Source organism: Pseudomonas sp. KH_050 (genome assembly GCF_057838875.1).
This window is the reverse complement of the sequence record NZ_CM174478.1, coordinates 3,499,200-3,526,192: the sequence shown is the minus strand read 5'-3', so window position 1 is coordinate 3,526,192 and position 26,993 is coordinate 3,499,200. Positions and strand designations below refer to the sequence as shown.

Annotated in this window: 24 protein-coding genes; 13 read left to right on the top strand and 11 right to left on the bottom strand. The window is 58.8% G+C overall.

The features are described from left to right. The first annotated feature begins 240 nt into the window (after positions 1–240). The 7 genes from AC3IUA_RS16120 (at position 241) to astA (ending at position 6,100) form a co-directional block, all read left to right on the top strand. Positions 241–1,020 carry a transporter substrate-binding domain-containing protein gene (locus AC3IUA_RS16120; RefSeq protein ID WP_489355291.1) on the top strand — a complete coding sequence of 260 codons (780 nt, stop codon included), beginning with the start codon at positions 241–243 and terminating at the stop codon, positions 1,018–1,020. A 75-nt stretch (positions 1,021–1,095) separates the two neighbouring features. After that, entirely contained in the window at positions 1,096–1,821 is a 726-nt protein-coding gene (locus tag AC3IUA_RS16115) for an ABC transporter permease (protein WP_489355289.1), read from the top strand. Continuing rightward, positions 1,818–2,528 (top strand): ABC transporter permease, encoded by a 711-nt coding sequence (locus AC3IUA_RS16110; RefSeq protein WP_489355287.1) that lies wholly within the window; start codon positions 1,818–1,820, stop codon positions 2,526–2,528. The genes AC3IUA_RS16115 and AC3IUA_RS16110 overlap by 4 nt, the downstream gene beginning before the upstream one ends. Positions 2,529–2,605: 77 nt before the next feature. Next, positions 2,606–3,367 (top strand): ABC transporter ATP-binding protein, encoded by a 762-nt coding sequence (locus AC3IUA_RS16105; RefSeq protein ID WP_489355285.1) that lies wholly within the window; start codon positions 2,606–2,608, stop codon positions 3,365–3,367. Between the two features lie 12 nt (positions 3,368–3,379). Further along, complete coding sequence (locus tag AC3IUA_RS16100) at positions 3,380–3,859, top strand: Lrp/AsnC family transcriptional regulator (RefSeq protein ID WP_489355284.1); 480 nt, start codon at positions 3,380–3,382, stop codon at positions 3,857–3,859. 268 nt (positions 3,860–4,127) lie between these two features. Next, positions 4,128–5,069, top strand: coding sequence for a citrulline utilization hydrolase CtlX (ctlX, locus tag AC3IUA_RS16095; protein ID WP_489355282.1), 942 nt, complete (start codon positions 4,128–4,130; stop codon positions 5,067–5,069). Next, positions 5,066–6,100: an arginine N-succinyltransferase gene (gene astA, locus AC3IUA_RS16090; RefSeq protein ID WP_489355280.1), complete on the top strand. Its 1,035-nt coding sequence runs from the start codon at positions 5,066–5,068 to the stop codon at positions 6,098–6,100. Before ctlX ends, astA begins: the two co-directional genes overlap by 4 nt. A gap of 16 nt (positions 6,101–6,116) precedes the next feature. Here the strand turns inward: astA and AC3IUA_RS16085 are convergent, their stop codons facing one another. Then, positions 6,117–6,824: an HPP family protein gene (locus AC3IUA_RS16085; protein ID WP_489355278.1), complete on the bottom strand. Its 708-nt coding sequence runs from the start codon at positions 6,822–6,824 to the stop codon at positions 6,117–6,119. 276 nt (positions 6,825–7,100) lie between these two features. On the opposite strand from AC3IUA_RS16085, the gene AC3IUA_RS16080 reads away from it, so the two are divergent. From AC3IUA_RS16080 to AC3IUA_RS16070, 3 genes are read left to right on the top strand one after another with little or no spacing between them, the layout of a single operon-like run. After that, complete coding sequence (locus tag AC3IUA_RS16080; RefSeq protein WP_489355276.1) at positions 7,101–7,430, top strand: hypothetical protein; 330 nt, start codon at positions 7,101–7,103, stop codon at positions 7,428–7,430. Positions 7,431–7,476: 46 nt separating this feature from the next. Further along, positions 7,477–7,776, top strand: coding sequence for a hypothetical protein (locus AC3IUA_RS16075; protein WP_489355274.1), 300 nt, complete (start codon positions 7,477–7,479; stop codon positions 7,774–7,776). Then, on the top strand, positions 7,773–8,729 hold the full coding sequence (locus tag AC3IUA_RS16070) for a site-specific integrase (RefSeq protein WP_489355273.1): 957 nt from the start codon (positions 7,773–7,775) through the stop codon (positions 8,727–8,729). Before AC3IUA_RS16075 ends, AC3IUA_RS16070 begins: the two co-directional genes overlap by 4 nt. An 18-nt stretch (positions 8,730–8,747) precedes the next feature. On the opposite strand, the gene AC3IUA_RS16065 is transcribed toward AC3IUA_RS16070, so the two are convergent. The 3 genes from AC3IUA_RS16065 to nirB are packed head-to-tail and all read right to left on the bottom strand — an operon-like array spanning position 8,748 to position 12,231. Beyond that, on the bottom strand, positions 8,748–9,233 hold the full coding sequence (locus AC3IUA_RS16065; RefSeq protein ID WP_489355272.1) for a CBS domain-containing protein: 486 nt from the start codon (positions 9,231–9,233) through the stop codon (positions 8,748–8,750). Positions 9,234–9,277: 44 nt separating this feature from the next. Beyond that, positions 9,278–9,673 carry a nitrite reductase small subunit NirD gene (gene nirD / locus AC3IUA_RS16060; RefSeq protein WP_489355270.1) on the bottom strand — a complete coding sequence of 132 codons (396 nt, stop codon included), beginning with the start codon at positions 9,671–9,673 and terminating at the stop codon, positions 9,278–9,280. Continuing rightward, positions 9,673–12,231: a nitrite reductase large subunit NirB gene (nirB, locus tag AC3IUA_RS16055; protein WP_489355269.1), complete on the bottom strand. Its 2,559-nt coding sequence runs from the start codon at positions 12,229–12,231 to the stop codon at positions 9,673–9,675. Before nirB ends, nirD begins: the two co-directional genes overlap by 1 nt. Positions 12,232–12,876: 645 nt before the next feature. Here nirB and AC3IUA_RS16050 point away from each other — a divergent pair. Further along, positions 12,877–15,756 (top strand): caspase family protein, encoded by a 2,880-nt coding sequence (locus AC3IUA_RS16050; RefSeq protein ID WP_489355267.1) that lies wholly within the window; start codon positions 12,877–12,879, stop codon positions 15,754–15,756. Positions 15,757–15,762: 6 nt separating this feature from the next. Beyond that, complete coding sequence (locus AC3IUA_RS16045) at positions 15,763–17,604, top strand: hypothetical protein (protein ID WP_489355265.1); 1,842 nt, start codon at positions 15,763–15,765, stop codon at positions 17,602–17,604. Positions 17,605–17,619: 15 nt separating this feature from the next. On the opposite strand, the gene AC3IUA_RS16040 is transcribed toward AC3IUA_RS16045, so the two are convergent. The 7 genes from AC3IUA_RS16040 to AC3IUA_RS16010 form a co-directional block, all read right to left on the bottom strand. Continuing rightward, complete coding sequence (locus AC3IUA_RS16040; RefSeq protein ID WP_489355263.1) at positions 17,620–18,714, bottom strand: hypothetical protein; 1,095 nt, start codon at positions 18,712–18,714, stop codon at positions 17,620–17,622. A gap of 158 nt (positions 18,715–18,872) precedes the next feature. Then, entirely contained in the window at positions 18,873–19,850 is a 978-nt protein-coding gene (locus AC3IUA_RS16035; RefSeq protein ID WP_489355261.1) for an SdiA-regulated domain-containing protein, read from the bottom strand. 68 nt (positions 19,851–19,918) lie between these two features. Next, on the bottom strand, positions 19,919–21,445 hold the full coding sequence (locus AC3IUA_RS16030) for an ArnT family glycosyltransferase (RefSeq protein ID WP_489355259.1): 1,527 nt from the start codon (positions 21,443–21,445) through the stop codon (positions 19,919–19,921). A gap of 4 nt (positions 21,446–21,449) precedes the next feature. After that, positions 21,450–21,728, bottom strand: a complete 279-nt coding sequence (locus tag AC3IUA_RS16025; RefSeq protein ID WP_489355257.1) for a lipid-A-disaccharide synthase N-terminal domain-containing protein — start codon at positions 21,726–21,728, stop codon at positions 21,450–21,452. Beyond that, a complete protein-coding gene (locus tag AC3IUA_RS16020) occupies positions 21,725–22,468 on the bottom strand; it encodes a glycosyltransferase (RefSeq protein WP_489355255.1) in 744 nt (247 codons plus the stop codon). Before AC3IUA_RS16020 ends, AC3IUA_RS16025 begins: the two co-directional genes overlap by 4 nt. 40 nt (positions 22,469–22,508) lie before the next feature. After that, positions 22,509–23,507 (bottom strand): NAD-dependent epimerase, encoded by a 999-nt coding sequence (locus AC3IUA_RS16015; protein WP_489355253.1) that lies wholly within the window; start codon positions 23,505–23,507, stop codon positions 22,509–22,511. Next, positions 23,504–24,841 (bottom strand): UDP-glucose dehydrogenase family protein, encoded by a 1,338-nt coding sequence (locus tag AC3IUA_RS16010; protein ID WP_489355251.1) that lies wholly within the window; start codon positions 24,839–24,841, stop codon positions 23,504–23,506. The genes AC3IUA_RS16015 and AC3IUA_RS16010 overlap by 4 nt, the downstream gene beginning before the upstream one ends. 591 nt (positions 24,842–25,432) lie before the next feature. Between AC3IUA_RS16010 and AC3IUA_RS16005 the strand changes: the two genes are divergently transcribed. Further along, positions 25,433–26,980, top strand: a complete 1,548-nt coding sequence (locus AC3IUA_RS16005) for a methyl-accepting chemotaxis protein (protein ID WP_489355249.1) — start codon at positions 25,433–25,435, stop codon at positions 26,978–26,980. The last annotated feature ends 13 nt before the right edge of the window (positions 26,981–26,993 follow it).

Below are 26,993 nucleotides of genomic sequence, written 5' to 3'. Positions count from 1 at the left end.
ACAACCAGTCTGTCTGCGCAGGCCGTTACGACACCTGCCCAAGGCGTTCTGTTGGCATTCTGGTGTTCCTTTGAAGCCGTCTGCATCAGGGGTTTCAGGGAGGGTGTGGTGACGCATCCAGTTAAAACAACAAGAACGCTGTTGCGGTGAATGCCGCATCGACTCTCTGCTCCTGCCCATAAATGTGGCTCGGATCTGTACCAGGCCGCGATAAATCCAAATAAATCGGGACTCAAGAAGATGAACAAAAAATGGCTGACTTTGCCGGTACTCGCGGTGCTGTTTTGCGCCACGGGTGCTAGCGCCAAAGAGTGGAAAGAACTGCGATTTGGCGTGAATCCAAGCTACCCACCGTTCGAATCGACCACCGCCGATGGCGGCGTGGAAGGTTTTGGTGTGGACCTGGGCAATGCGATCTGCGCCGAGCTCAAGCTCAAGTGCGTGTGGGTCAGCAACGACTTCGACGGGTTGATTCCTGCCCTCAAGGCCGGCAAGTTCGATGCGATCGAGTCGTCGATGACGGTGACCGAGGCCCGCAAGAAGCAGATCGACTTCTCTGACCGTCTGTACGCCGGCCCGACCGCGATTGTCACCCGCAAGGATTCCGGCCTGGAGCCGACCGCTGAATCGCTCAAGGGCAAGGTGATCGGCTACATGCAGGGCACGATTCAGGAGACCTACGCCAAAGCCAAACTGGCTCCGGCTGGCGTGCAACTGCGGGCTTACCAGAGTCAGGATCAGGTCTATGCGGATCTGGTTTTCGGTCGTCTCGACGCCTCGATCCAGGACAAGCTGCAAGCGGAGATGAGTTTCCTGAAGTCGCCACAAGGCGCCGATTTCAAGAACAGCCAGGGCATCAGTGACCCGTTGGTACCGTCGGAAATCGCCATTGGCCTGCGCAAGGACAACGACGAACTCAAAGGCATGCTCAATGCCGCCATCAAGGCCCTGCATGAAAAGGGCATCTACGCGCAGATCCAGCAGAAACACTTCGGCGATCTCGACCTCTACAACAACTGATCCTTGCACCGACAACGCTGCATCGCCCTGAGCGATGCAGCGTCCGGCTGCGGTCAATCAAGACGGGTGACTGACGTGAATTCCTTCCTGAATATTCTGGGCCTCGACGTGTCGGCCCTGCAGGGCTATGGCCCGCTGTTGCTGCATGGCACCTGGGTGACGCTCAAGCTTTCGTTTCTTTCGTTGCTGGTTAGCATGTTGATGGGGCTGCTGGGTGCGGCCGCCAAGCTCTCGCCGCTGCGCATCCTCAACCTGCCGGCGACCTTCTACACGACACTGATACGCGGTGTTCCCGATCTGGTGTTGATGCTGCTGATTTTCTACAGCCTGCAAGGCTGGTTGAGCAGCCTGACCGAGGCCATGGACTGGCCCTATATGGAGATTGATCCGTTCGTGGCCGGGATCATTACCCTGGGGTTTATCTATGGCGCCTATTTCACCGAGACCTTTCGCGGAGCGATTCTGAGCGTTCCACGGGGCCAGCAAGAAGCCGGTGCGTCGTTTGGCTTGAATCGCTGGCAACGGTTTCGCTTCGTGGTGTTCCCGCAAATGATGCGCTTCGCCTTGCCGAGCCTTGGCAACAACTGGCTGGTATTGCTCAAAGCCACGGCGCTGGTGTCGATCATTGGCTTGTCGGACCTGGTCAAGGTCGCCCAGGAAGCTGGCAAAAGCACCTTCAACATGCTGGATTTCCTGCTGTTGGCGGGGGCGCTGTACCTGCTGATCACCAGTGCCTCGAACTATGTGCTGCGGGTGCTTGAGCGACGTTACAACCAGGGCGTACGGGGGATGACGCGATGATCGAATTGATTTCGGAATACTGGAAACCCTTTCTCTTCAGTGACGGCTACAACTTCACCGGGCTGGCGATGACCTTGTGGTTGCTCTGTGTGAGCATCATCCTCGGGTTCTTTCTTTCGCTACCGCTGGCGATAATGCGGACCTCGCGCTGGGCTGTGCTGCGCTGGCCGGTTCAGCTGTTCACCTATGTGTTTCGCGGTACGCCGCTGTATATCCAGTTGCTGATTTGCTACAGCGGGATCTACGGCATTGCGGTGGTCCGTTCGCAGCCGCTGCTGGAAGCGTTTTTTCGCGATGCGATGAATTGCACCTTGCTGGCGTTCACCCTCAACACTTGCGCCTACACCATAGAAATCTTTGCCGGTGCCATTCGCAGCATCCCCTACGGTGAAATCGAAGCGGCCCACGCCTATGGCTTGAGCGGCTGGCGTTTGTACCTGCGGCTGATCCTGCCGTCGGCGCTGCGCCGGGCACTGCCGTATTACAGCAACGAAGTGATCCTGATGTTGCATGCGACTTCCGTGGCCTTTACCGCGACCATTCCGGACATCCTCAAGGTCGCCCGGGACGCCAATGCCGCGACCTTCATGACCTTCCAGGCATTCAGCATTGCCGGGCTGTTGTATCTGGCGCTGTCCTTCGGGCTGGTGGGCGCTTTCCGCCTGGCAGAGAAGCGCTGGCTGAGTTTCCTCGGGCCGGCCCACTGAAGGCTGGGGCCGGCTTTTTTCTTCCCTTTTTTCTGTCCGGAACGCAGCCGCCAACGGCAACGTTCCAGGAGTCTTTCATGTACAAACTGACAGTCGAAAATCTGTATAAACGTTTTGGTGACAATGAGGTGCTCAAGGGCGTCTCGTTAAACGCGCGGGCCGGCGATGTGGTGAGCATGATCGGCGCCAGTGGCTCCGGAAAAAGTACCATGCTGCGTTGTATCAACTTCCTTGAGCGGGCGGACGAAGGTTCCATCGAACTGGACGGTGAACGGATTGCCACCCGGCCAGCCGCAGGCGGTATGCGAGTATCGAGCCCGGCGCAGTTGCAGCGGTTACGCACGCGCCTGGCCATGGTGTTCCAGCATTTCAATCTGTGGAGCCACCTGACCGTTCTGGAAAACATCATACTGGCGCCATGCCGTGTGCTGGGCGTCAGCCGCAAGGACGCCGAAGTGAGCGCCCGCGCGTATCTGGACAAAGTCGGTTTGCCACAACGAGTCGCCGGGCAATATCCGGCGTTTCTTTCCGGTGGTCAGCAGCAGCGAGTGGCGATTGCCCGGGCCCTGGCAGTGGAACCGCAGATTCTGTTGTTCGACGAGCCGACCTCGGCACTCGATCCGGAACTGGTGGGGGAAGTGCTAAAGGTCATTCAGGCGCTGGCCGAGGAAGGTCGTACCATGCTGATGGTGACCCACGAAATGGGCTTTGCGCGACAGGTGTCCAGCCAGGTGTTGTTCCTGCATCAAGGTCGGGTCGAGGAGCAGGGCGGCGCAGAGATTCTCGACAAGCCGCAAAGCGAGCGTTTGCAGCAATTTTTATCGGGCCGTTTGAAGTGAGGCAAGACGTACATGGCGGATATCCGCGATCTGTCGATCGTGCTTGATCGTATCGATCAGGCAATCATTGAGGTGCTGCGCCACGAAGGGCGCATCACCTACCAGAAGCTTTCCGAACGGGTGCACCTGACCCCCAGGCCGTGCCTGGAACGGGTGCGCAAGCTCGAACAGCTTGGGGTTATCCGCGGCTACGGGGCAATTCTTGACGAAAAGAAGCTGACACCGGGCTTGTCGTTGCTGGTGTTGGTGGCGCTCTCGAACCAGAGCGGGCGGGCGGCACAGAAGGCGTTCGAAGCCAAGGTCCGGGCTTGTCCGCAGGTGCTTGAGTGCCGCTTGATCAGCGGTGCTTTCGACTACAGCCTGCGCATGCGCTGTCGGGACATGGAGCACTATCGGGTGCTGACCGAAACCTGGTTCGACGATCCGGAGCTGCATATCGACAAGCTGGTCAGCCATCCCGAACTGGCGATGGTCAAGACGTCGATGGAGTAAGTCGGGCGTTAATGGTTGCCGCCCACAAAAGATCGCAGCCTGCGGCAGCTCCTACGGGATTTGCGTACGATCCGAAATAATGGGTGTACTCGGTCGGCGTAGGAGCTGCCGAAGGCTGCGATCTTTTGATCTTTTCAGCCCCACCGAATCGGCTGCTTACCCCCTCGCTTTCAGCCATTTCCATCACCCCCACCCACGTTATCAGCCGGGTTTTCCCGGTGCCGAATCAGACAATGAGTACCTCTCAACCCTCATTGATTCTGTGCCCATGCAAACCACCAATACCGTTTTGATGATTCGCCCGACACGTTTCTCCTTCAATCAGGACACGGCGGCCAACAACCGTTTTCAGCGCCCGGCAGCGGCTGCCGAAGATGTGCAGCTCAAGGCTCTGCAAGAGTTCGATGGCTATGTCGCCGCGCTGCGTGAGCAGGGTGTCACCGTGATGGTGCACAACGACCGCGAAGCGCCACACACTCCGGATTCGATCTTCCCCAACAATTGCTGGAGCAGCCATCCTGACGGCACTCTGGTGCTGTACCCGATGCAAGGCCACAACCGGCGCCTGGAGCGGGACAAGGGCGTGCTGGACTGGTTGCGCGACGAATACCGGGTCGAGCAGCTGCTGGACCTGTCCAGCCTGGAGCAGCAGGAAGTGTTCCTTGAAGGCACCGGCAGCATGGTGCTGGATCGTCAGCAGCGCATTTGTTACGCCGGCTATTCCACCCGCACCCATGCCCGGGCCCTGAATCAGTTGGTTGATCATCTGGGCTATGAGCTTTGCGCGTTCAATGCGTTGGACCGCCAAGGCGTCGCCATTTACCACACCAACGTGATGATGAGCGTGGGCACCCGTCTGGCGGTGGTGTGTCTGGAGTCCGTGCGCGATAGCGGTGAGCGTAGCGCACTGCAATCACGGCTCGAAGATAGCGGCAAACAGGTCATGGCCCTGAGCTGGGAGCAGCTTGAGTCTTTTGCGGGCAACATGCTCGAAGTCCATAACGCGGCGGGCGAGCCGCTGTTGGTGATGTCGCGTACAGCCTGGAAATCACTGGATGCCACACAACACAAGCTGATCGAGCGTCACGCCAAACCGCTGCCGGTGAATATCGACACCATCGAACGCATCGGTGGCGGCAGCGCGCGCTGCATGCTGGCGGAAGTTTATTTTCCTGAAAAACCTGAAACCCTAGTGGAGCAACTGCGATGATCGTCCGTCCTGCAACCATGGCCGATTTACCGGCCCTGCTGACCCTGGCCCACAGTGCCGGTACCGGTTTGACCACTTTGCCGGCGGATGCCGTGCGTTTGCGCCATCGTCTGGAATGGGCGGAAAAAACCTTCGCCGGCCAAGCCGAGCGAGCCGACGCCGATTATCTGTTTGTATTGGAAGCCGATAATGGTCAGGCCGTCGGCATCTGTGCCCTGGCCGGTGCCGTCGGTATGCGCGAGCCTTGGTACAACTACCGCCTCGGGCTGTTTGTTGCCGCATCGAAAAGTCTCGGGATCAATCAACAGCTGCCGACACTGTTCCTGGGCAATGACATGACCGGCCATTCGGAGTTGTGCTCGTTGTTCCTGCATGCCGACCATCGCAATGGGCTCAACGGGCGATTGCTGTCCAAGGCACGCTTTCTGTTCCTGGCCGAGTTTCGTCAGCAGTTCGGCGACAAGGTGATCGCCGAGATGCGCGGTTACTCGGATGAAGAGGGCGTCTCGCCATTCTGGGAAGGTTTGGGTCGGCATTTCTTCAAGATGGACTTTGCCGATGCCGACTACCTCACGGGCCTTGGCAACAAGACCTTTATCGCCGAGTTGATGCCCAAGTTCCCGCTACCGACCTGTCTGCTGCCGGAAGCGGCGCGTTCGGCGATCGGTCGGGTTCACCCCAATACCGAACCGGCGCTGGGCATGCTCAAGGCCGAAGGTTTCGACCACAAGGATTACATCGATATCTTTGACGGCGGGCCGTTGATCGAGTGCGCCACCGGCGACATCCGTGCCGTGCGTGACAGCCAGGTGTTGCAGTTGAGTATCGGCACACCCGGCGATCAGGCAGTGCCGTATTTGATTCACAACCGTCAGTTTGCCGATTGCCGGATCACCGCCGCACCGGCACGGGTTGCCGCGGGTACCTTGATCGTCGATGGGGACACCGCGAAAGCCCTCGGTTTGACTGCCGGGACTTCAGTGCGAGCAGTGAGTCTGGCGGTACCGGCGCGGCAATTGGCGGCGGCCTGAGCAAGCACCAACAGGCTCAGACCCGACTGGCCAGCACTTCACCGATGCTGCGGCGTCTGGCGTGCAGTTCGCTGGCGTGGATCAACAGCTCGAGGTCCTCGGGGGTCACGTCGAAGAACTCTTGCATGTCTTCCAGCGCGTGCTTCAGGTCTTCGGCGGTGATGCCCGCAGGGTCTATGGGCGGGTGATCGGCGGGAATCACCGGGACCTTCTCGTTATGGCTTTTCGGGTAGCGAATCCGCGTCAGGTTGTTATAGGCCAGCGCGCTGAACAGCATGCACAGCGCACTGAGCATGACCGAGCCGAGGGCCAGCCAGTCCAGGGCGATGGTCGCCGGATCGGCCAGCACCAGCAGCAGGGCCAGGGCTCCGGCCGGGGGATGCAGGCAACGCAGCCAGCACATCAGAATCAGTGCCATGCCGGCGGCCAGGCAGGCACTGCCCAGGGTCCGACCGAGCACGTGAGCCACCAACAGCGAGACCACGGCTGCGGTGAAATAGCCGCCAAGAATCGACCACGGCTGAGCCAGCGCGCCGGACGACACGGCAAACAGCAACACCGCCGAAGCCCCCAGCGGACCGATCAGGTGCAGCGCCACCTCCATTCCGAACACCTTGGCGCAGCACCAGACGCTGAACATAGTTGCGAGGGACATGCCGATGGCGGCACGACTCCATTCTGCGGGGCGGGTATTGACGGCGGCAGGAAACCAGCGAGCGAGCATGACGAAGACGATCCAATGACAAAAAAACCGACAAAAAAAAAGACCCTCTGGAGCACCAGAGAGCCCTTTGAACGTTCCAGCATTTGGGAGGCAGGAACCAGCACAGTGTGCCGATGAACGGTTTCCTCGACAAATTCATAATAATGCGCTTTAAGTGCATTGGTTTTGCTGTATCGCCACTCTGAAACACGGTTTGCAGCCCTCTGGTCAAGGCATTCGCCCAGGCATTGGGAGTGGATCTGAAGGCCACTTCCTGAAGGCTTGTCCGGGTGCCGATTGTCGGTGAAAGTCGAGCGGTCTGCAGACCACTTTGCCCAACATCCGATCATTGGCCTCGTTGTTGAAAAGCCCCCGTTCAATATGCTCGCGCAACAGCGGATTTGCCCCCAGCGGCCCCTTGAGCGCTACCAGGGCATCGCGCAATTCTCTCAGTTTGTTCAGTTGCGGCAACGGCAGCGGCGGTTGGCAGAGCAGAGCCTGTGTCGCAAGAGGGTCGATGCCTTCGCGCAAGGGTGGGGCATGACGGGGCTGGGCACTGAGGGGGTCATCTTCGGGCATGGAGGCACCAAGGGTGGTTTGGCGAGAAACTCATACACTTTTCTGTAAGTCGATTTTACCGATTGATTATGATCCGCTCGAGGAGCGCTCATAGGTGATGGTTACCGATTTATATGTAGGCTTTTTCTGCGAGAGAGGGGTGGCTCAGGAATATTCGGCGATTGCGGCGGCCATGTGCAGCATGGCAATGATGAATGAGCTTTTAACCTGGGCAATGATCGGAAAACAGGAAAATACCGGGCAAAAGACTGTATATCCGAGAGTCAGGCAGCTAAGGTTCAGGGTCTGCGTTGCGCCGATTTTCTCCAGAGAAAAGAACCTTCATTGCATTAGGACAGCTCAACTAATGAGCTATAAGGTTGAGCCATTTTCATTTAAGGCCTGTTCAGTTTGATTGATCTACCCGATACCGAATTACCAAGTACCTCAAGCGCCGCAAAAGGTAACGCTAATCCGCTGACACTCTATCTGGCTCGTCTGGCGCCCTCCAGTCGGCTGACCATGCGCTATGTGCTGCAGGATGCCGCGGACCGGCTGGGTTTCGACGAAGTCAATATCGAAGAAATACCCTGGCATGGCCTGCAACCGGGTGATGTCATTGCGCTGGTTGCGGCATTGCGCACCGATGGCTACGCACCCAACACCTCGTCGTTGTACGTCAATGCCGTGCGCGGGGTGATGAACGAAGCGTGGCGTCTGAGCCTGATCACTCAAGACCATCTGTTGAAAATGCGTTCGGTCAAGCCCATCGCCGGCACACGCCTGTCCCAAGGGCGCAATCTCAAGCGCACGCTGATCCAGGACCTGATGGCGGTCTGTGCCGCTGACCCACGCCCGCAGGGGCTGCGGGACGCTGCGGTCATTGCGATCCTGTATGGCTCGGGCATGCGCAAATCCGAGTCGGTGAACCTGGAACTCAAGCAGATCGACTTCAATGAGCGCAGCTTGCGAGTCACCGGCAAAGGCAACAAGGAGCTGATCAAATACGCACCGGGCTGGGCCTTCGCCAAGCTGGATGCGTGGCTGGATTTTCGCCGCTCGCAGTTGATCGAAGGGCAGGAAGACGATCCGTTTCTGTTCAACCGGATTCGCCGCGGCAGCCACATCACCCGTGAGCGCATTACCAAACACGCGATTTACTACATCGCCCGGCAACGCGGCACGCAGGTCGGAGTGAAAATCATGCCGCATGATTTTCGCCGTTCATTCATCACCCGAGTGATCGAAGAGCACGACTTGTCGATCGCCCAAAAGCTCGCCCATCACACCAACATCCAGACCACCGCGAGTTACGATGTTCGGGATGACAACGAGCGGCGCAGGGCGATCGATCGGTACGACCTTTGATTGGGCCCGCTATGTCGCTCAGGTTCGCGCGTCAGGGCTGTGATGCCCGATGGGAAGGTCGCTCCATTCGCCGCGAATATACTGTTCGAACTGACGGATCAGATCGGCCTGTTCGACGATGGCTTCCTTGACCAGGTCGCCAATGGACAGCAGCCCGAGCAGCTGGCCGTTCTCCACCACCGGCAGATGGCGCAGGTGGCTGTCGGTCATGACACCCATGCACTGCTCGATGCTCTGGCTGGAATCCACCGTCACCACCGGTGCGCTCATGATCGCGCTGACCGGCGTGCCGACCGAGGAGCGGCCCTGGAGCACGATCTTGCGTGCGTAGTCGCGTTCGCTGATCACACCGACCACCTGACCGTTTTCGATCACCGGTAGTGCGCCGACATTCTTTTCCGCCATCACCTTCAGTGCTTCCAGCACCATCTGCCCGGGGCCGATAGTGTGCACTTGCTGATTTTGCCGGGCCTTTAACTTCAGGAGTTGCGCAACGCTTTTCATCGGGTTCTCTCCAGTGCTGTTAACGAGGGCGACAGGGCAGTCAGCTAACCTGCGCTGCTCACGCCAATCTCCACCACATCGCCGTTCAGCCGCACCGGCCAGACCCGCAGGCGCTGCTCCGGATACTCCAGGCAGCTGCCGTCTTCGAGGCGAAAGTGCTGCTTGTACAGCGGCGAGGCAATCACCAGTTCGCCCTTGAGGCTGCCGACGATGCCCCGGCCGATGACATTGGCGCCGGACTTCGGATCACGGTTGTCGATGGCGTAGAGGGTCTTGCCTTGCGTATCAGGCAGGTGAAACAGCGCCACCTGGGCGCCCTCATGCAAGGCAACGACGCCGGAGTTGGCCACCAGATCCTGACGGCTGCACAGGGCCTGCCACAGTGCAGGATGTTGGTTGGCGCGTTGCGGTTCGATACGGACGACGTTTGACTGGCTCATCAGAGCACCTCCTCGGTAACGGGAATCAGGTGGAGTTCGCTGGCGTGTACCGGCCGGCGCTGGCCGCGCTCCTTGACGAAATGAATGTCCGGGTCGCCACGTTTGTCGTTGACGAACGTACGGAAGCGCTTGAGTTTTTCCGGGTCGTTGATGGCGTTGGCCCATTCGCATTCATAACGGTCGACCACCAGCTGCATCTGCGATTCCAGTTCGGCGGCCAGGCCCAGGCTGTCCTCGATGATGACTTGCTTGAGGTAGTCCAGGCCGCCTTCCAGGCTTTCGCGCCAGACCGAGGTGCGCTGCAGTTTGTCGGCGGTGCGGATGTAGAACATCAGGAAGCGGTCGACGTAGCGCAGCAGGGTTGCATCATCCAGGTCGGTGGCGAGCAGCTCGGCGTGACGCGGACGCATGCCGCCATTGCCGCAGACATAGAGATTCCAGCCTTTCTCGGTGGCGATCACGCCGATGTCCTTGCTCTGCGCTTCGGCGCATTCACGGGTGCAGCCGGACACCGCCAGTTTGAATTTATGCGGCGCGCGCAGGCCCTTGTAGCGGTTCTCCAGCAGCAGCGCCATGCCCACGCTGTCTTGCACGCCGTAGCGGCACCAGGTACTGCCGACGCAGGATTTCACCGTGCGCAACGACTTGCCGTAACCGTGACCGGTCTCGAAGCCGGCCTCGACCAGCTCGCCCCAGATGTCCGGCAGTTCATGCAGCTGGGCGCCGAACAGGTCGATGCGCTGGCCACCGGTGATCTTGGTATAGAGGTCGTATTTCTTCGCCACGGCGCCGAGGGCGATCAGCTTGTCCGGGGTGATTTCACCGGCGGCAATGCGCGGAATGATCGAGTAGGTGCCGTTTTTCTGCATGTTGGCCATGAAGGTGTCGTTGGTGTCCTGCAGCGACACCAGCGCCGGATCCATGATCGGCTGGTTCCAGCACGAGGCGAGGATCGAGCCCACCGCTGGTTTGCAGATATCACAGCCGGTGTGACCGCGGCCGTGGCGGGTCAGCAGTTCGTCGAAGCTGATGATGCCTTCCACCCGCACCAGCGCATAGAGCTCCTGACGGGTATGGGCGAAGTGCTCGCACAGGCTCTTGTCGACGGCCACGCCACGGGCGCTGAGTTCGTGTTCGAAGACCTGCTTGAGCAGCGCGCTGCAACCGCCGCAACCGGTGCCGGCCTTGGTCTTGCCCTTGAGTTCGCCCAGATCGCTGCAACCGGCGTCGATCGCGCAGCACACCGCGCCCTTGGTGACGTTATGGCAGGAGCAGAGTGTCGCGCTATCCGGCAGCGCATCGGCGCCGAGTGTCGGCGCGCCGTCCGACAGTGGCAGGATCAGGCCCGACGGATCCTTGGGCAGCGCGATGCCGTTCTGCGCGTACTGCAGGAGGGTGTCGTAGTAACTGTTGTCGCCGATCAGCACCGCCCCGAGCACGTGCTTGCCGTCGGCAGAGACCACCAGGCGCCGATAGCTGGCGCTGGCTTCGTCGATGAACCGGTAGCTCCTGGCACCCGGCGTGGCTGCATGGGCGTCGCCGATCGAACCGACATCGACCCCGAGCAATTTGAGCTTGGTCGACATGTCGGCGCCGGTGAAGGGTTCGTAATGCTGACCGGCCAGTTGCGCGGCAACGTTGCGCGCCATGCTGTAGCCCGGCGCGACCAGGCCGAATATGCTGCCGTTCCAGGACGCGCACTCGCCGATGGCGAAGATCTCGGGGTCGCTGGTGCGGCAATGGTTGTCGACCACCAGCCCGCCGCGAGCGGCCACTTCCAGCCCGGCGCTGCGGCCGATAGCATCCTGTGGGCGGATACCGGCGGAGAACACGATCAGGTCGGTTTCCAGGAACTCGCCGTCGTTGAAGTTCATGCGATAGGCATAGTCTTCGCCAACGACGATTTCCTTGGTCGCCCGCGAGAGGTGTACACCAACCCCCAGCGCCTCGATTCGCGCTTTGAGCGCTTCACCGCCCAAGGCGTCCAGTTGCACCGGCATCAGCTGTGGAGCGAACTCGACGACATGGGCTTGCAGCCCCAGGGATTTCAGCGCATTGGCGGCTTCAAGGCCGAGCAGGCCACCGCCGACCACCACGCCACGGCGGGCATTGGCGGCCGCCTCGCGGATCGCGTCGAGGTCGTCCAGGGTCCGGTAGACCAGACGTGAACGTCCTTCGGCACCGGGGATCGGCGGCACGAACGGATAGGAACCGGTGGCCAGCACCAAGCGGTCGTAAGCCTGGCGTCCGGCACTGGTGACCACTTCTTTGCGCTCGCGGTCGATCTCCAGGACCTGCACCCCGAGGTGCAGGTGCACGCCGTGGCGGGCATACAGATCGGCCTCGCCAAGGGCCAGGGACTCGGCATCGCGGCCGCCGAAATATTCCGAGAGGTGCACGCGGTCGTAGGCACGCTGACGCTCTTCACCGAACACATGGACGTGATAGTGGGCGAGGGCGCCGTGCTCGATCAGTTGCTCGACGCAATGATGACCAACCATGCCGTTGCCGATGACCACCAATGTTTCGCTCTTGATCGGGGTGACGATAGCGTTCATTGCCTTTCCTCAGTCGAAGCCGCTGCCTTGGCATGGCCAAAAAAAACCCAAAAAAAAACGCCTGGAGCCGACCAGCAGCTCCAGGCGCCTTTGCCTGGTATTCATTCGTGTGTGTTTGGGTGAATAGCCGCGGCCACGTTGCCCGGTTCGCCCGTCGTCCCGTGCCTTTGCAGGCCGGTGGTCAACAATGACCACTCAGGAGACCCCGCCGTAGATGTCGGCAGGTGTACAAGGTGTAGAGCACGTTCCATGCCAGTTTCGGCCGAGCCGGCTCTCCGATGAAACAACGGATGCACGCAATCCCCGTGTAGGAGCTGCCGCAGGCTGCGATCTTTTGAAGACCCCCGGTATTACCTGACTGGCATCGGCTCGCTCCCGGCCACTTCCGAGCGTTGTGAATTGAACCAGAAAGGTGCGATGCAGGTTTGGCGGTGGTTTGTTTTGGGGCAGTTCGGGACTTTGCCAGCTATATGCCCGTCAATCGGGAACCTCTGGCTTGCACATTCCTCGAACGCAGCCTTCGGCAGTTGCTACGGATCGCCCGGCACTCATCGGCGTGCCTGGTTATAAGTGGACAAAGTGCCATTCCCACCTAGAGTTTCCTTCAGTGTCATCTTGAGTACCTTGCCTCAGAGGTTTTCCAGCATGTCGACGCCCACCTTTATCAGGCTCAGCCTGGAGCAGTTCACACAGCTGCTTGCTCAATATCCCTTCAGCCGCAAAATCAATGCCGTGCACATGCATCACACCTGGCGACCGAGCCGACGGGATTTCAAAGGGCATGAAACGATCGTCGGCATGTGGCGGTTTCACACCCAGACCAATGGCTGGAGTGATATTGCCCAGCACATCACCATCGATCCGCAAGGCTTCATCTGGCTCGGGCGTAACTGGAACCAGCCACCGGCGAGTGCGGCGGGGCATAACGGCAATGCCTCGTTTGGCCCGTTCATGTTCGAGATGATCGGGGACTTTGACCAGGGCCGTGACCCCTTCGATGGTCAGCAACGCGATTCGGCATTGCGGGTGGTGGCCCTGGTTCAAGAGCAATTCCACCTGCCGCTGGAAAGCCTGCGCTTTCATAGTTCGATGTCGAGCAAGTCGTGCCCGGGCAACAGCCTCGACTACCAGCAGATTCTTGCCGAAGTGCAGAGCCTGCGCGAGCAGATAGCCAGCCAGGACCAGAGTCGTGGCCTCGGTGAATCGGAGGAGGGACCCTTTCCCTCTGAGCAGTCTTATGTCCTGCGCGATGCCATTGACGCGCTGTCGCGCACGCCCAGGGGGACCGACCCGGCGGATGCGGAGTTGGCTCACGATGAGCACGAGGCGCGGTCCACCGATGAACCGAGAGAGCCATCCGCAACTGCGCGCGGCGCCGGGTTGACCCCCGCGCAACTGGCCGCGTTGCAGCCGCACCTGGTCAACCTCACCGTGGGACGATTTACCAGCGAAGGTGAGGTCACGACTTCGGCGGCCGATGTCGATGCGATTTTCGAGGAGCATCTGGTCGAGGCGCTGGCCGTGGCGAAGCGGGAGAATCGCAAGCTGCGCGTGTTGCTCTATGCCCACGGCGGGTTGATTTCGCAGTCCGCCGGCCTGGAAATTGCCCAGAAACATATGGCGTGGTGGCTGAGCAATGGAGTTTATCCGATCTATTTCATCTGGCGGACCGGCTTTTTCGAGACCATCGGCAGTCTGCTCAAGCGCGCCTGGCCGGGCGCGTCCCGGGATCTGGCCGACTTCAGTTCGGACCTGCTGATCGAAGGTGCCGCGCGATCCCTGGGCGGGGAGAGCATCTGGGGCGGGATGAAGTTCAGCGCCGAACGGGCAGCCGAGCCGGTCGATGGTGGGGCCTGGTACGTGGCTGGCAAGCTCAAGCAATTTTGTGACGCCCATCCCGAGAGTGTCGAACTGCATGCGATGGGTCACAGTGCCGGCTCGATTTTTCATTGTCATTTCCTGACCGCCGCGCACCACCTCAGAGTACCGAAGTTAGCCACCCTGCAATTCCTCGCACCGGCGGTGCGAGTCGACACCTTCAAGCAGCACCTGCTGGACCTGTTGCACAAGGGTGAGGTGGCGGAAAAGGTCACGATCTTCACCATGAAAAAACACTTCGAGAAGGACGACGACTGCGCCGGGGTTTACCGCAAGTCGCTGCTCTACCTGATTTTTTATGCATTGGAAGAAAAGCGCGGCACGCCGATTCTCGGGCTCGAAGAGAGCCTGCGCGATGATCCTGTGCTCAAGCAGCTGTTCAATCTCGACGGCAAGAACAGCGGGCCCGGTGAAGTCATTTGGTCGCAGTCAGCCTCCGACACCGGGCGCTCGGCCAGCCAGTCCACCTCCCATGGCGGCTTCGATGATGACCCGGTGACCATGAACAGCGCCTTGCTGCGCATTCTTGGCCTGCCGGATGCCGGCCGGATCAACCCCTATCCGCGGGCCAAAGCGCTGTCCCGGCCGCGGGCATGGACCGATGAGGTCGATTGGCCCGAGGGTTTCGAACAGTGGCGCCAGAACGCCTCGATTGCACCGCCGACGCGCTACGCGGTGGCGCCGACTGCGGTTTCGCTCCAGGCCGTCGGCTCGTCTGCAGTGGCAGCAGATGGCCGGCGCATGGCGCTGTGCATCGGGATCAATGATTACCCCGAACCGGAACATCGGCTTGCCGGCTGTGTCGCCGATGCGCAGATGTGGGCGCAATCACTGAGCAAGCGCGGCTTTTCCACCCGGATGCTGCTCAACGGCCAGGCCACCCGCGAGGCGATCGACCGAAGCATTCGCGAGATAGTCACTGACTCGCGGGCCGGGGATGTCATCGTCATCCAGTATTCCGGCCATGGGACTTTTGTCACCGACCTTAATGGCGACGAAGACGATGCCAATGACGAAGCGCTGTGTCCGGTGGACTTTGCCACGGGCGCGCTGTACATCGACGATGACATCGCCGAGATCTTCGCCCGCTTGCCGGATGGGGTGAACCTCACCTGCTTCATGGACTGCTGCCATTCGGGCAGCAATACGCGTTTTGCGGTCGGTGGCGTCAATCAGCGACCATTGGGCAGAGACGCTCGCAAGCGTTTCGTGCCGCCTACCGAGGAAATCAACCGCGCCCACGCGCTCTTTCGCCAGGCCCACGGCGGCCTCTCGCGGGCCATCGACAGTGGCGGCGCGCAGGGCATGCGCGATATCAAGTTCGCCGCCTGCCAGGACGATGAGGTGGCGTGGGAAAGCGACGGCCATGGTGAGTTCACCCTGCGCGCCACCCGCGTGCTCGACGAGGGTAGTCAGATCACCCATGAGCAGTTCACCCAGCGGGTGGTTGGCGATTTCGGCGCGCAAGCCCGTCAGCACCCCAAGCTCGACTGCAACGACAACGCCAAAGGTGCGGTGCTGTTGCAGCCGCTGCAGAGTGTCACGGCAGCCGGTCCGGGGCGACAGTCGGGTTGTTCGGAGAATGCCGCGCTGATGCAGATCCTGCAGCTACTGCAACAGCTGAACAGTCAACCGGGCAAGAGGTAACCGATCGTGGCGCAGGAGCCCAAGCGCCCTGGCGAAGGGGTCGACTTCTGCCTGGCGGAGTCATTCGGCTGGTTACCGAGCCCACCCTATCAGCGGGCCCCCGCAGACCCGTTGTACCGACCGCTGCGGATCTATACGGTGGACCCTTCGGTGCGACGCCTGGAGGGCGCCATCGGCACCATCAATGTGCCCTTCGAAAGATTCGACGCCGGGCTCAGCGGCTGTCTGTTCCGGGTCGAGCATCGCAACACCCAGCTGGGCCTGGAGTATCGCCAGGCTGACCTGAATGAGCTCGGGGTATTGATCGCCAATGGTTATGAACCTTCGCCGTCGGACCCGCGCTTTCATCAGCAGATGGTCTATGCCGTCAGCAGCAGCATCTACATGGCCTTCAAGTTGGCGCTGGGACGTGACCCGGGTTGGGGATTCGGCAATGAACAGAAGCCAGTACCGCTCACCTTGCATCCGCATTACGGCGAGAACTGCAACGCTTACTACACCAAAACCCGCCAGGGCGGCGAGATCCGCTTCGGTTATTTCAAAGCCAGCGCCACCCCCAGCGATCGATCACTGCCGGGGGGCTACGTCTTCACGTGTCTGTCCCACGACATCATCTCCCATGAAGTCACCCATGCGCTGCTCGATGGCCTGCGCCCATGCTTCAGCCTGCCCTTGAGTGCGGACGTGCCGGCCTTCCATGAAGCGTTCGCCGATCTGGTGGCGATTTTTCAACACTTCAGTTACCGGGAAGTGCTGATTGCCTCGATCCGCAGGTGCAAAGGCAATCTGCTGCAGACCAGTTTGCTGACCCAGCTGGCTCAGCAGTTTGGTCACACCACCGGCAAGAACGGTGCGCTACGCAACGCGATAGAAACCAATTTCGAGCAGCCGCGACAATACCAGCCGGACCTGGAAATACATGAACTGGGATCGATACTGGTCACTGCGCTGTTCGAAGCCTTTGCGCAGATCTTCGAGCGCAAGAGCGCACGCTACATTCGCCTCGCCACCAACGGTTGCGGGATACTCCCGCCCGGTGACATGTCCCACGACTTGCAAGTACTGCTGGCAGAAAAGGCCAGCAAGCTGGCCCGGCAGTTCCTCACCATCTGCATCCGCGCCATCGACTATTGCCCGCCCACGGCAATCAATTTCGGCGACTACCTGCGGGCGCTCATCACCGCCGATTACGACGTGCTGCCGGATGACACATGGGACTACCGAGGCGCGATCATCGATAGCTTCCGGCGGCATAATATTTACCCGCGCACTGTCACCAGCCTCTCGGAAGACGCCTTGTTATGGCGCCCGCCACGGATAGACCTGCCGCTCGTGTCAGCCCTGGACTTCGCCTCCCTGCGTTTCGAAGGGGACCCGGCCCATTGCGCCAGCCCCCAGGAACTACGCCGCCAGGCCGGTGTGCTGGGGATGTATGTCAGCAGGCCCGAACACCTGGCCGAGTTCGGCCTGGTCGCCGCGGATGACCCGCGCTTGCAGGGCGACAGCGTCAGCCTGCCATGCGTCCAGTCGATCCGCACCTTGCGTCGAGTCGGTCCTGATCAGAGCGTGACCTTCGACCTGGTGGCGGAAGTCACTCAGAAGCGTCATGTAAAGGCCTCCGGGCAGGGCCCGGCATTTACCTTTCAAGGGGGATCCACCGTGCTGATCGGCCCTCGCGGCAACGTGCGCTATGTAATATTGAAAGGCGTGGGTGGCGACGAACGGCTGGAGCGACGACGCAGTTTCCTGACGAGCGCAGAGGGCCAGAAATACTGGCGGGTCAGCCCGCAGGGTTACTCGCAGATCGATGAGATGTTCCGCTTGGTGCATGAGGGGCGGGATGCCTGAGTGCCCTGTTTACTATCAAACGTTTGTCGGCGGCGGGGGAGTGACGCCCGCTGCCCGGAGGAATAGTTCCTTGGCTTTCTGATAGCCATAGTCAGTAAGGAAGTCATTGTAGATGTGAAGGCTCGAGGCGATTTTACTCGCATAATATTTTAGCGGGACCTCTATTTCTTCATAGTTGATATAGCCTATGGAAACCAGATGCTCGATCATCAGCACATGATCAAAAAATGATTCGAAACAGTCGCGTATAAAGAGTTCTTTTCTGCTGAAGTTCAGATTATGTGTTCGAAGTCCGGAAATGACGTCTTCGGTCAGGATCGGGACCGAAGTTCCATCTATCAAGTAGTAGCGACCTGTCCAGTCAGTCATCTTCATGGCTGCGTGGGCCAACGGGTCAGAGAACAGTGATTTGAGCTCATCTTTAGCCGCACTCGCCTGTTTGTGGCGATTCTCCCTGTGTTTTTCAGTATTCCCGACCCTGAATTCGACCAGCGCCTTCCAGGCGGCCAGTAGCGCGGCCGGGACGCCAATCACCGCCACGATGATCATTATCAGATCCTTCAGCGTCATTGCCTGTGAGCCCTCTATGATGGGGAAGACTGAAGCGGGGAGCTCATGGTTGACCGGGAAATAAACATAGAAAACAAGGCCGAACAGTGCAACAGCCACGTGAGGCAACATGACATGAGGATAAAACAACACCTTGGCAAAGGTGGATGCGCGATTTGCCTTGTATGCCTTGTTCCAGGCGCGATGTATTTGAAGTGGAACCAATTCCCCGGTGGGTTTCTCGAAATAGGCTTCAAGCACCTTGACCCGCTGGTAATAAGCATCCTGGAATGTTTTCCAACTGGCCTCAATGCACCAGAATAACAAGCCGCTGATAAATACAACAAACGAGACAGCAGGTTCTTTGAATAGTGCGGATCCCACAAGGGTGGCGAAGCCGAAGGTCACACTCCAGGCTTTTATTGTCAGGGCGCGGGAGTCGAACGCATCGATGGCGCTTTGCAGGTGGAAATACTCTTGTTGAAGGACTTTTGAGTTATCGACGTCTTCCACGTTCACCCCCGCCTGGTTTTCCCGGACCAAACGAAAAAACAGGGTCATTTCGATAGGCCAGTATCGACACGATAGCTGCTTTTTTCAGGGCAAGGATGCAGATACGCGGTTCCATTTCAGGTGCTACCGAGCCCTGCCATCAGTGACCGGCGAAATGTCACTGAGCAGGTTGGCCGGGCCGAGGTGTCAGGCGTTGGGTGCAGCGGTTACTTCTTCTTCTGGAACTTGTAGAAAAGATTGGGCTCGCTGACCACATACAGGTTGCCCGAGCTGTCCATCGTTACGCCTTCGGCTTGCGGTGCATTGTCCTTGAGTTCCGAAACGCCGCTTCTCAGGGGCAGGAAACTGACGAACTTACCGTCACCATCCAGTTCGATGAGCGACTTCGATTCGTCGCTGAGGATCAGCAGGTGGCCGGTCCCGGGGTCGTAATGAGCGTCGGACAGATCCCTGGCGAACACGCTTTGATTGATCCACGAGGTCAGGTCCCCGACCTTGATCTGCAACGGGCCGTCGATGGATTTCATGACGCCGTTGACTTCGAACAGTTGGCGGGGGTCGCGCTCCTTGATCGCAAGCAGGCGATCCTTTGCGGCGTCATAAGTAACGCCTTCAAAGCCTTTGTTGGAGTGGCTCAAATTGATCGTCAGGGCGATGAATTGTGCCTCCTCGACCTGAATCGGACGTACCGCAGCCGGCAGGTCGATAACGTCCAGCTGCTGAAGACCTTCATCGGCCAATGCCACTCGACCATTACCCATATAGGTGATGCCTTCGACATCTTTAAAGCCGGCCAGCGGATAACGCTCAAGTACTTCACCTGTGTTGCTCAGAACGAGGAGTTCCATCGGTGAACCATTTGTAACCGCCAGCAGGCGATCACGATCATAGTCATAAGTGATCCCGGACAGGTTGTGCAGGGTGCTTTCCACGGGTTTCCCGTCAATCACCAAATGGTAATCCGGCAGCCAGATGTTTTTGCCAGGCGCGGTATCGCCAGTCCAGCGGTTCTGCAGGTAGAAATACACTTGTTGATGCCAGTAAAACTGCGAAGAGGCGGTATACAAAACGATCAGGCCAAGGACCACCAGCGACCACCCGAGCCGTCGCAGCCATGAGCCATGTCGAGGTTTCACGCGCGGCTTCTCATGGCCACGATTATCTTTTACCGTTTCAAGTAACATCCGTTACCTCTCCATTCACCAGGAATCCCTGGGGCATCGTCGACTGTTTTTATGGTTTTAGCAGGAATTCATAGAATCGGTGTGTCCCACGCGAAGCGGTAGACCCGTGGGGGAAGCAGGGGGTGGCATTGTCCATTGTCGGCATCGGCACCTACCACCAGCCACACGGCGCGAGAGGTCTTGCCGAGCGTTTTGCGCGCCTTCTCCGGCAGAAAGCATTTAGCGATCTTGCTGGCGGGCACCAGGGCGAATGCCTGGGGGTGATCGCGCAACCATTGAGCGGCCTGATCGATGCTGTCGGAAGTGGTGAAACCGAAATGCACGATGGGTTGCCGCGCGAACAGCCAATGACCTTCACGCCAGCCGACCAGTACCAGATCAGCGCCTCCTGTCACCTCGGCGGCTTGCCGCATCAGCTCTTCGTGAGGGTTGGCGCCATCCTTGAGCGGTTCGATGAAGCCGCGAGCGAACCAGGCACAGAACCAGATCACCGCCACCGTGGTGAAGATCTTGCGGGCTCGCGGTCGCTGGCCAAACCAGCGGTGGAGCAACCAGGGCACCAGCGGCGCGGCGACCAGCGCCAGCCCGGGCAGGGCAGGATAGATGTAGAGCTTGCGTTTGCCGCTGCTCAGGCAGAAGAACAACAGCACCAGCACTACCCAGCCGAGCAAGACCAGCACCCGACCATCGTGCTTGAGCAACTGGCGACGCCAGGCCGGCACCAGCCAGGGCAAGGCCAGGAACATCGGTAGCCAGTATTGGGGAATGACCTTGACGAAGAAGTACCAGAACGGTTCCTGGTGAGCCCAGGCGCTGGTATAACGTTGAGCGGTCTGATGCAGCAGGATGTTTTTCAGGTACTCCACGCCATCCGCGCTGCTCTGCACAGCGACAGACAACACCAGCGGAAGCAGCCAGAGCGCGATCGCCGCCAGTGTCACCAGCAGGCCCGGCAGCCAGGCACGTTTGTGCCCGGGCATGGCCACGACACCGGGCCATTTCTTGTGCACGGCATACGCATAGGGGATCAACATCAGCGCCGGGAGAAAGCCGACGCCCTTGCTGATGATGCCAAACCCCATCGCCGCGCAGGCCAGGTAAAACCAGCCCCATGCCGGGCCGAGCAGTAGATGCCGAACTAGCCCATACATCCCCAGCGCGATCCAGAGACAGAGAAAGCTGTCGATCTGCCCGGTCCGCAGAATGCTGTAAGTCTGATAGGTCGCCAGAAAGAGCAGGGCCGCGATCCTGCCGATGCGACGGTTCCACAAACGCCGCCCCAGGTCATACAGGCAGGCGGTCGAAACCGCCGCGGAGATCAGCCCCGGCAAGTACAAGGCAACTTTTGGCAGACCGGTCAGCACGGTGAAAAACGCCACGGTCCACATGAACAGTGGCGGCTTGTCGGGGTAGATCTCCGCGGCACGGTGCGGAACGAACCAGGAACCGCTTTGCAGCATTTCCAGGGCAACGCCTAGAAAACGCTCTTCATCGACATTGATCGGTTGTCTCATGCCCAGGCCGGCACCCAACAGCAACAGAGACAGGATGACCAGTCCAAGGCATTCGATCCTGGGTGAAAAGGGTGTACGCACCGGCCTATTCCTTAAGGTCTTTGTGACGCGCGATCAATTGCAGGTTTCGCAGGTACACGACAAAACCGAACGATTGCCCAATGATGAACACCGGGTCCTGGCGATAGATCGCGTAAGCCAGCAGCAATGCGCTACCCACCAGGCTCAAATACCAGAAGCCCACGGGAATCAGGCTGCGCTTTTTGTATTCACTATAGAGCCACTGCAGGGCAAAGCGCCCGGTAAACACCAGTTGCCCGGCAAAGCCGACTACCAGCCACAGTGCTTCTCTGCTGATGTTCATCCCTCGACCTCCTGCGCGGTTGCATCCAGACGGGTGCGTCTGATCAACCACCACACACCCGCGAGATCGAGAATGCCGACCAGCGCGCGGTCAAGGTTCCCGTATTTCGAGATGCCAGCGCCGCGATGCCGATGATTGACCGGATGCACGACCATCCGCCCGTTGTGACGCTGAATCAGCGCTGGAATGAACCGGTGCATGTGGTCGAAGTAGGGCAGGTTGAGAAAAGCAGCCCGTTCCACCACCTTCAGGCCGCAGCCGGTGTCGGGTGTCGAGTCTTTGAGCAGGCGACTGCGCAGACCATTGGCGAAGCGCGAGGCCCAGCGTTTGCTGGCGGTATCGCGACGGTTGACGCGGTGGCCGGCCACCAGTTTGACGCCTCCGGCAAGCCCTTCGCTGCCACGCACCAGCGCGAGCATCCCGGGGATGTCCGCAGGGTCGTTCTGACCGTCGCCGTCGAGCGTCGCCAGCCAGTGACCGCGTGCCGCGATCGCGGCGTGGTAAATGGAGGTACTTTGCCCCAGCGAGCGGGCATGGCTGAGGATCCGCAATTGGCTGAAACCACTGTTTTTCAGTGCGCGCAATTCGCCAATACTGTTATCGGTACTGCCATCATCGACCACAATGACTTCATAGGACTCATCGGCCAGTGCGCTGCGAATCTCTTCCAGAAGCGGTGTCAGATTATTCGCTTCGTTTTTGGCCGGAATCAACACGGATACGTAGATGCTGTCGCTCATAAATTCCCCAGGGACATTATTTTTACAACAATGGTACTGCTCATACCTGGTAATAGTCCCGGTACCACTTCACGAATTCTGCCACACCGGCTTCAACCGATACCCTCGGGGAGAAGTCAACCCACTGGGCGAGTGCCAATACATCGGCCCATGTCTGTACGACATCGCCCGCTTGCATCGGTAGATAATTGCGTTGTGCCTTGACGCCTATAGCCGATTCCAGGCAGTCGACGAAGTCCAGCAACTTCACCGGCTCGCCGCGACCTATGTTGTAGACCTTGCTCGGCACTGCGATGGGTGAGTTGCCGGCCTCAGGGTGCGGAGGCCAGGACGGCGGTTTCAGCCGCAGACGGACAATGCCTTCGACGATGTCATCGATGTAGGTGAAGTCGCGCGACATCAGCCCGTCGTTATAAATATCGATCGGCTGCTTGTTCAAGATCGCCTGAGTGAACTTGAACAGCGCCATATCCGGACGCCCCCAGGGTCCATAAACAGTAAAGAAGCGCAGACCACTGGTTTGAATGCCATAGAGGTGCGCGTAGCTGTACGCCATTAGTTCATTGGCGCGCTTGGTGGCCGCATAGAAAGAAACAGGGCAATCGGTGCGGTCATCGACGGAAAACGGCAACTTGGCGTTAAAACCGTAGACTGAACTGCTCGATGCATAGATGAAATGTTTCGGCTTGAAGTTGCGACAGGCTTCAAGAATATTGAGAAAACCGATGAGGTTGGATTCAGCGTAAACGTCAGGGTTGTCAATCGAATAGCGAACGCCAGCCTGCGCAGCCAAATGAATGACTTCGCTAAAGCGATGAGCCTCGAACAACTCAAGCAGTCCGGCTTTATCGGCAATATCCATGGCTTTGAAGCGGAAGTTGGTGAACATCGCCAATTGCGCCAGACGCGACTGTTTGAGCTCGACGCTGTAGTAATCGTTAAGGTTGTCGATGCCGACTACGTCCAGCCCCTCTTCGCAGCAGCGCCTGGCGGTATGAAATCCAATAAAACCTGCTGCGCCGGTGATGAGTATGCTCATGCGTGATTCGTCCGGCCGCGTCCGATCCCGTAATAGGCCAGTCCCGCCGCCGCAAGGTGAGTGGGGTCAAACAGGTTGCGGCCGTCGAATACCACGCGATCGGCGAGCAGTTGGGGGACTCGTTCCAGATCGAGGACTCGGTAGTCCTGCCATTCGGTGACGATTACCAGGGCATCGGCCCCTTTCAAGGTTTCTTCTTTGTTGCCCATCAGTAGTAAATCCTTACGGTCCCCATAAAGACGTTGCGCCTCGGTCATGGCCTGGGGGTCATGGGCTTGCACCCGGGCACCGGCCTTCCACAGAGATCTGAGCAGCACGTCGCTGGAGGCTTCGCGAATGTCATCGGTATCAGGTTTGAATGCCAATCCCCAGACAGCAAAGGTTTTATTGCTCAAGGACGTTTTGTAATGTTGGCTGATTTTTTCAAACAGTCGATGCTTCTGGTGACTGTTGACCTCTTCTACCGCTTGCAGCAAACGAGGGTCAAAACCTATGTCCTGCGCAGTTTTTCTAAGCGCTTTGAGATCTTTGGGAAAACACGACCCGCCAAATCCGCAGCCTGGATAAATAAAGTCATAACCGATCCGCGAATCCGAACCGATCCCGCGTCTGACCATCTCGATGTCTGCGCCCAGGTGTTCCGCCAGGTTGGCCATTTCGTTGATGAACGAAATCTTGGTGGCAAGCATGCAGTTGGCGGCATACTTCGTCAGTTCGGCGCTGCGGGCATCCATGACAATAAACTTCTCATGGTTGCGACTGAAGGGTTGATACAACTCTCTGAGGACCTCCACGACCGAGTCGTCGGCGCCGCCAATGATGATCCGCTCCGGGCGCATGCAATCATTGATGGCCGAGCCTTCCTTGAGAAACTCCGGATTGCTGATTACATGAAAGGAATCATTTAATCCGGCGCCGTCGACGCGCTTGACGATCCCGGCTTTAAGTTTGTCGACGGTGCCCACTGGCGAGGTCGACTTGTTGACAATGATCTTGGCGTTTCTGGCATGTGTCGCAATGGTATCGGCTGCTGCGAATACATTGCTTAGATCCGCGCTACCATCTGCCGCAGAGGGTGTGCCTACAGCAATGAAAATGATGTCCGCGAAATCGACTGCCCAAACGCTGTCAGTGGTAAAAGTCAGGCGCCCGGAGGCCAGGTTCTTTTCCAGCAATGCCGGCAGCCCTGGCTCGAAGATCGGGCAGTGCCCTTTGTTCAACGACTCGATTCGCAACGTATCTACATCGATGCAACAGACCGAATGCCCGACTTCCGCCAGACAAACCGCCTGCGTTAGTCCGACGTAACCGGTACCGAAGACTGTAACCTTCATTAGTTACTCCATGTCAAAATCCAGGCAACCAAGGAACACGCAATAGCCGCCGCTCTCACGGGTTAAGACGTGCGCGGAAGGAACATGGCGGGTATCTAAGCCTCGGTATATTTTGCGAAGAGCAAAGAAAAATATGTCACGAATTTGTGAAAATTATGTTGCTGGCAGGCCATTTATAATGCTTTCACGGTGGCGGTCGAGCCTCTTGTTAGTGCCCCTGGCTGCGCGAACTGTAAAGATCGGAAGGTGTTTATAGAGTGGAATACTCACAACGGGCGGTAATGAGTGACAGTAGTGTTATCGAGGATTAGCGGGTGACCCTGGATAACCTTGCCTGGTATCAGAAACACTATATTTGGAAATGAGAATAGTTTAACCAGGTTAATGCACTTGTCTGGCTGATCGGGCAGGTACCACAGCGAGAAAGATCGGGAGGAGGGGCTGGATCAACTCCATGGCCGTAAATGATTTGTGGCAAAACGCCACTATCTCCGGCGCATCGGCTACAGTTTTATCCAGCGCGACGACAGGTTCGTGGAACCCACCCAGGTCACAGGGGGGAATTTCTTCGTATTCCAAGGAGTAAAAGGCATGACATCAGCCGTTCGCTTTACCAGTCACTACCGTAAAGCCGATCGGATCATGCTGGGTTTACTCTGGTTGACGTTGCTCTATGCATTGGGTCTGGCGTTCTGGCATTCCACCTTCGGTCAGGCAATCTGGGTAGGCGGTACTACATGCCTGCTGATCACCTCAGTCTATCGGGTACTGGTCGGAACCCGCTGGATGCGCTGCCTGATCGCAGTGGGGTTGATGGTCATGGCCGCTCTGCATATCAACCAATCCCGGGGTGTCATAGAAATTCACTTCGGGATTTTCGTACTGCTTGCGGTGCTGACTTTCTATCGAGACTGGCTACCGATTGTGGTTGCGGCCGCCACTATCGCCGTCCATCACCTGGTGTTTCATTGGCTTCAGCACCAGGGTTTTCCGGTGTTTGTGATGGAGGCCCATGGTGGCTGGGCAATGATATTTCTGCACGCTTTTTACGTGGTGGTGGAAAGCGCCATCCTCATCTATCTGGCGAGACAGAGCCTGGCCGACGCCACTGAAAACCAGGACGTGCTCGACAAGGTCCTGGTCGCGGCAGCCCAGCTGAACAATGAGTCCGACTCGAGTCAGGCTCAGGGTGTCAAACAGTCTTCGGGGCAGCGTTTTGATCATTTCCTTCAGCAGGTTTCCAACCTGGTCGATGGTGTCGTACGTGACACCCGCAGTCTGGGCGAATTGGGCAGCGATCTGTCCCGGGTTGGCCATACCCTGGAGCATGGCGCTCAGCACCAATTGGATGAGGTGGCGCAAATGAGCGGGGCGATCGGCCGTATGGTCCAGGCCATGGAGAATATCGCCGGGCATGTTGGCCAGACCTTACACAGTGCGGGTCAGGCCAGTGACCAGGTTTGCCGGGGACGCACTACCGTAGACCAGACCCGCGAGGACATTCTTGAGCTGGCGGTGCGCATCAACACCACCGATCAAACGGTGCAGGCGCTGGCGGACCAGGCGGAGCAGATCGGCCAGGTACTGGATGTGATCAACGGCATCGCCAAGCAAACCAATCTACTGGCGCTCAACGCCGCCATCGAGGCAGCACGGGCGGGTGAGCAGGGACGCGGGTTTGCCGTGGTGGCCGAGGAAGTTCGCAGCCTGGCGCAAAAAACCTCGGCCTCGACCACCGAAATCCAGCTCATTATCGAAAAGCTGCAGCAAGGTAGCCGGCAAGCAGCAACGGCCATGCACGACAGCCGCGAAGGGGTCGAGCGCTGCGTGTCAGCCAGCCAGCGTGCTTCGCAATTGCTGCACGCCGTGGTGGATGACATCGCCAGTATCAACCGCTGCAATGACTTGATCGCGACCACGACTCAAGAGCAATCCAGGGCGTCGATGGACATCAGCAACCGCCTGCTGGCTGTTCAGACGATTGCTGAAACCAACGCCGATAACATCGCCACCCTGACGCGCAGCAGCCAATGCCTGCCTCCCTTGGCCGCTCGCCTTGAATCCCTTGGCCTAGCCTTTCATGGCCATCCCGAATCAGTACGGCAGAACACTAAAGCCGGACCTGGAATCCATGCCTGACGTCAGGCGCAAC

Coding starts and splice junctions, on each gene's coding strand:
- AC3IUA_RS16025 (WP_489355257.1), bottom strand. CDS start 21,728: ATGAACATCAGCAGAGAAGCACTGTGGCTGGTAGTCGGCTTTGCCGGG.
- nirD (WP_489355270.1), bottom strand. CDS start 9,673: ATGAGCCAGTCAAACGTCGTCCGTATCGAACCGCAACGCGCCAACCAA.
- AC3IUA_RS16110 (WP_489355287.1), top strand. CDS start 1,818: ATGATCGAATTGATTTCGGAATACTGGAAACCCTTTCTCTTCAGTGAC.
- AC3IUA_RS16105 (WP_489355285.1), top strand. CDS start 2,606: ATGTACAAACTGACAGTCGAAAATCTGTATAAACGTTTTGGTGACAAT.
- AC3IUA_RS16005 (WP_489355249.1), top strand. CDS start 25,433: ATGACATCAGCCGTTCGCTTTACCAGTCACTACCGTAAAGCCGATCGG.
- AC3IUA_RS16100 (WP_489355284.1), top strand. CDS start 3,380: ATGGCGGATATCCGCGATCTGTCGATCGTGCTTGATCGTATCGATCAG.
- AC3IUA_RS16120 (WP_489355291.1), top strand. CDS start 241: ATGAACAAAAAATGGCTGACTTTGCCGGTACTCGCGGTGCTGTTTTGC.
- AC3IUA_RS16020 (WP_489355255.1), bottom strand. CDS start 22,468: ATGAGCGACAGCATCTACGTATCCGTGTTGATTCCGGCCAAAAACGAA.
- AC3IUA_RS16010 (WP_489355251.1), bottom strand. CDS start 24,841: ATGAAGGTTACAGTCTTCGGTACCGGTTACGTCGGACTAACGCAGGCG.
- AC3IUA_RS16085 (WP_489355278.1), bottom strand. CDS start 6,824: ATGCTCGCTCGCTGGTTTCCTGCCGCCGTCAATACCCGCCCCGCAGAA.
- AC3IUA_RS16040 (WP_489355263.1), bottom strand. CDS start 18,714: ATGACCCTGTTTTTTCGTTTGGTCCGGGAAAACCAGGCGGGGGTGAAC.
- AC3IUA_RS16050 (WP_489355267.1), top strand. CDS start 12,877: ATGTCGACGCCCACCTTTATCAGGCTCAGCCTGGAGCAGTTCACACAG.
- nirB (WP_489355269.1), bottom strand. CDS start 12,231: ATGAACGCTATCGTCACCCCGATCAAGAGCGAAACATTGGTGGTCATC.
- AC3IUA_RS16065 (WP_489355272.1), bottom strand. CDS start 9,233: ATGAAAAGCGTTGCGCAACTCCTGAAGTTAAAGGCCCGGCAAAATCAG.
- AC3IUA_RS16035 (WP_489355261.1), bottom strand. CDS start 19,850: ATGTTACTTGAAACGGTAAAAGATAATCGTGGCCATGAGAAGCCGCGC.
- astA (WP_489355280.1), top strand. CDS start 5,066: ATGATCGTCCGTCCTGCAACCATGGCCGATTTACCGGCCCTGCTGACC.
- AC3IUA_RS16015 (WP_489355253.1), bottom strand. CDS start 23,507: ATGAGCATACTCATCACCGGCGCAGCAGGTTTTATTGGATTTCATACC.
- ctlX (WP_489355282.1), top strand. CDS start 4,128: ATGCAAACCACCAATACCGTTTTGATGATTCGCCCGACACGTTTCTCC.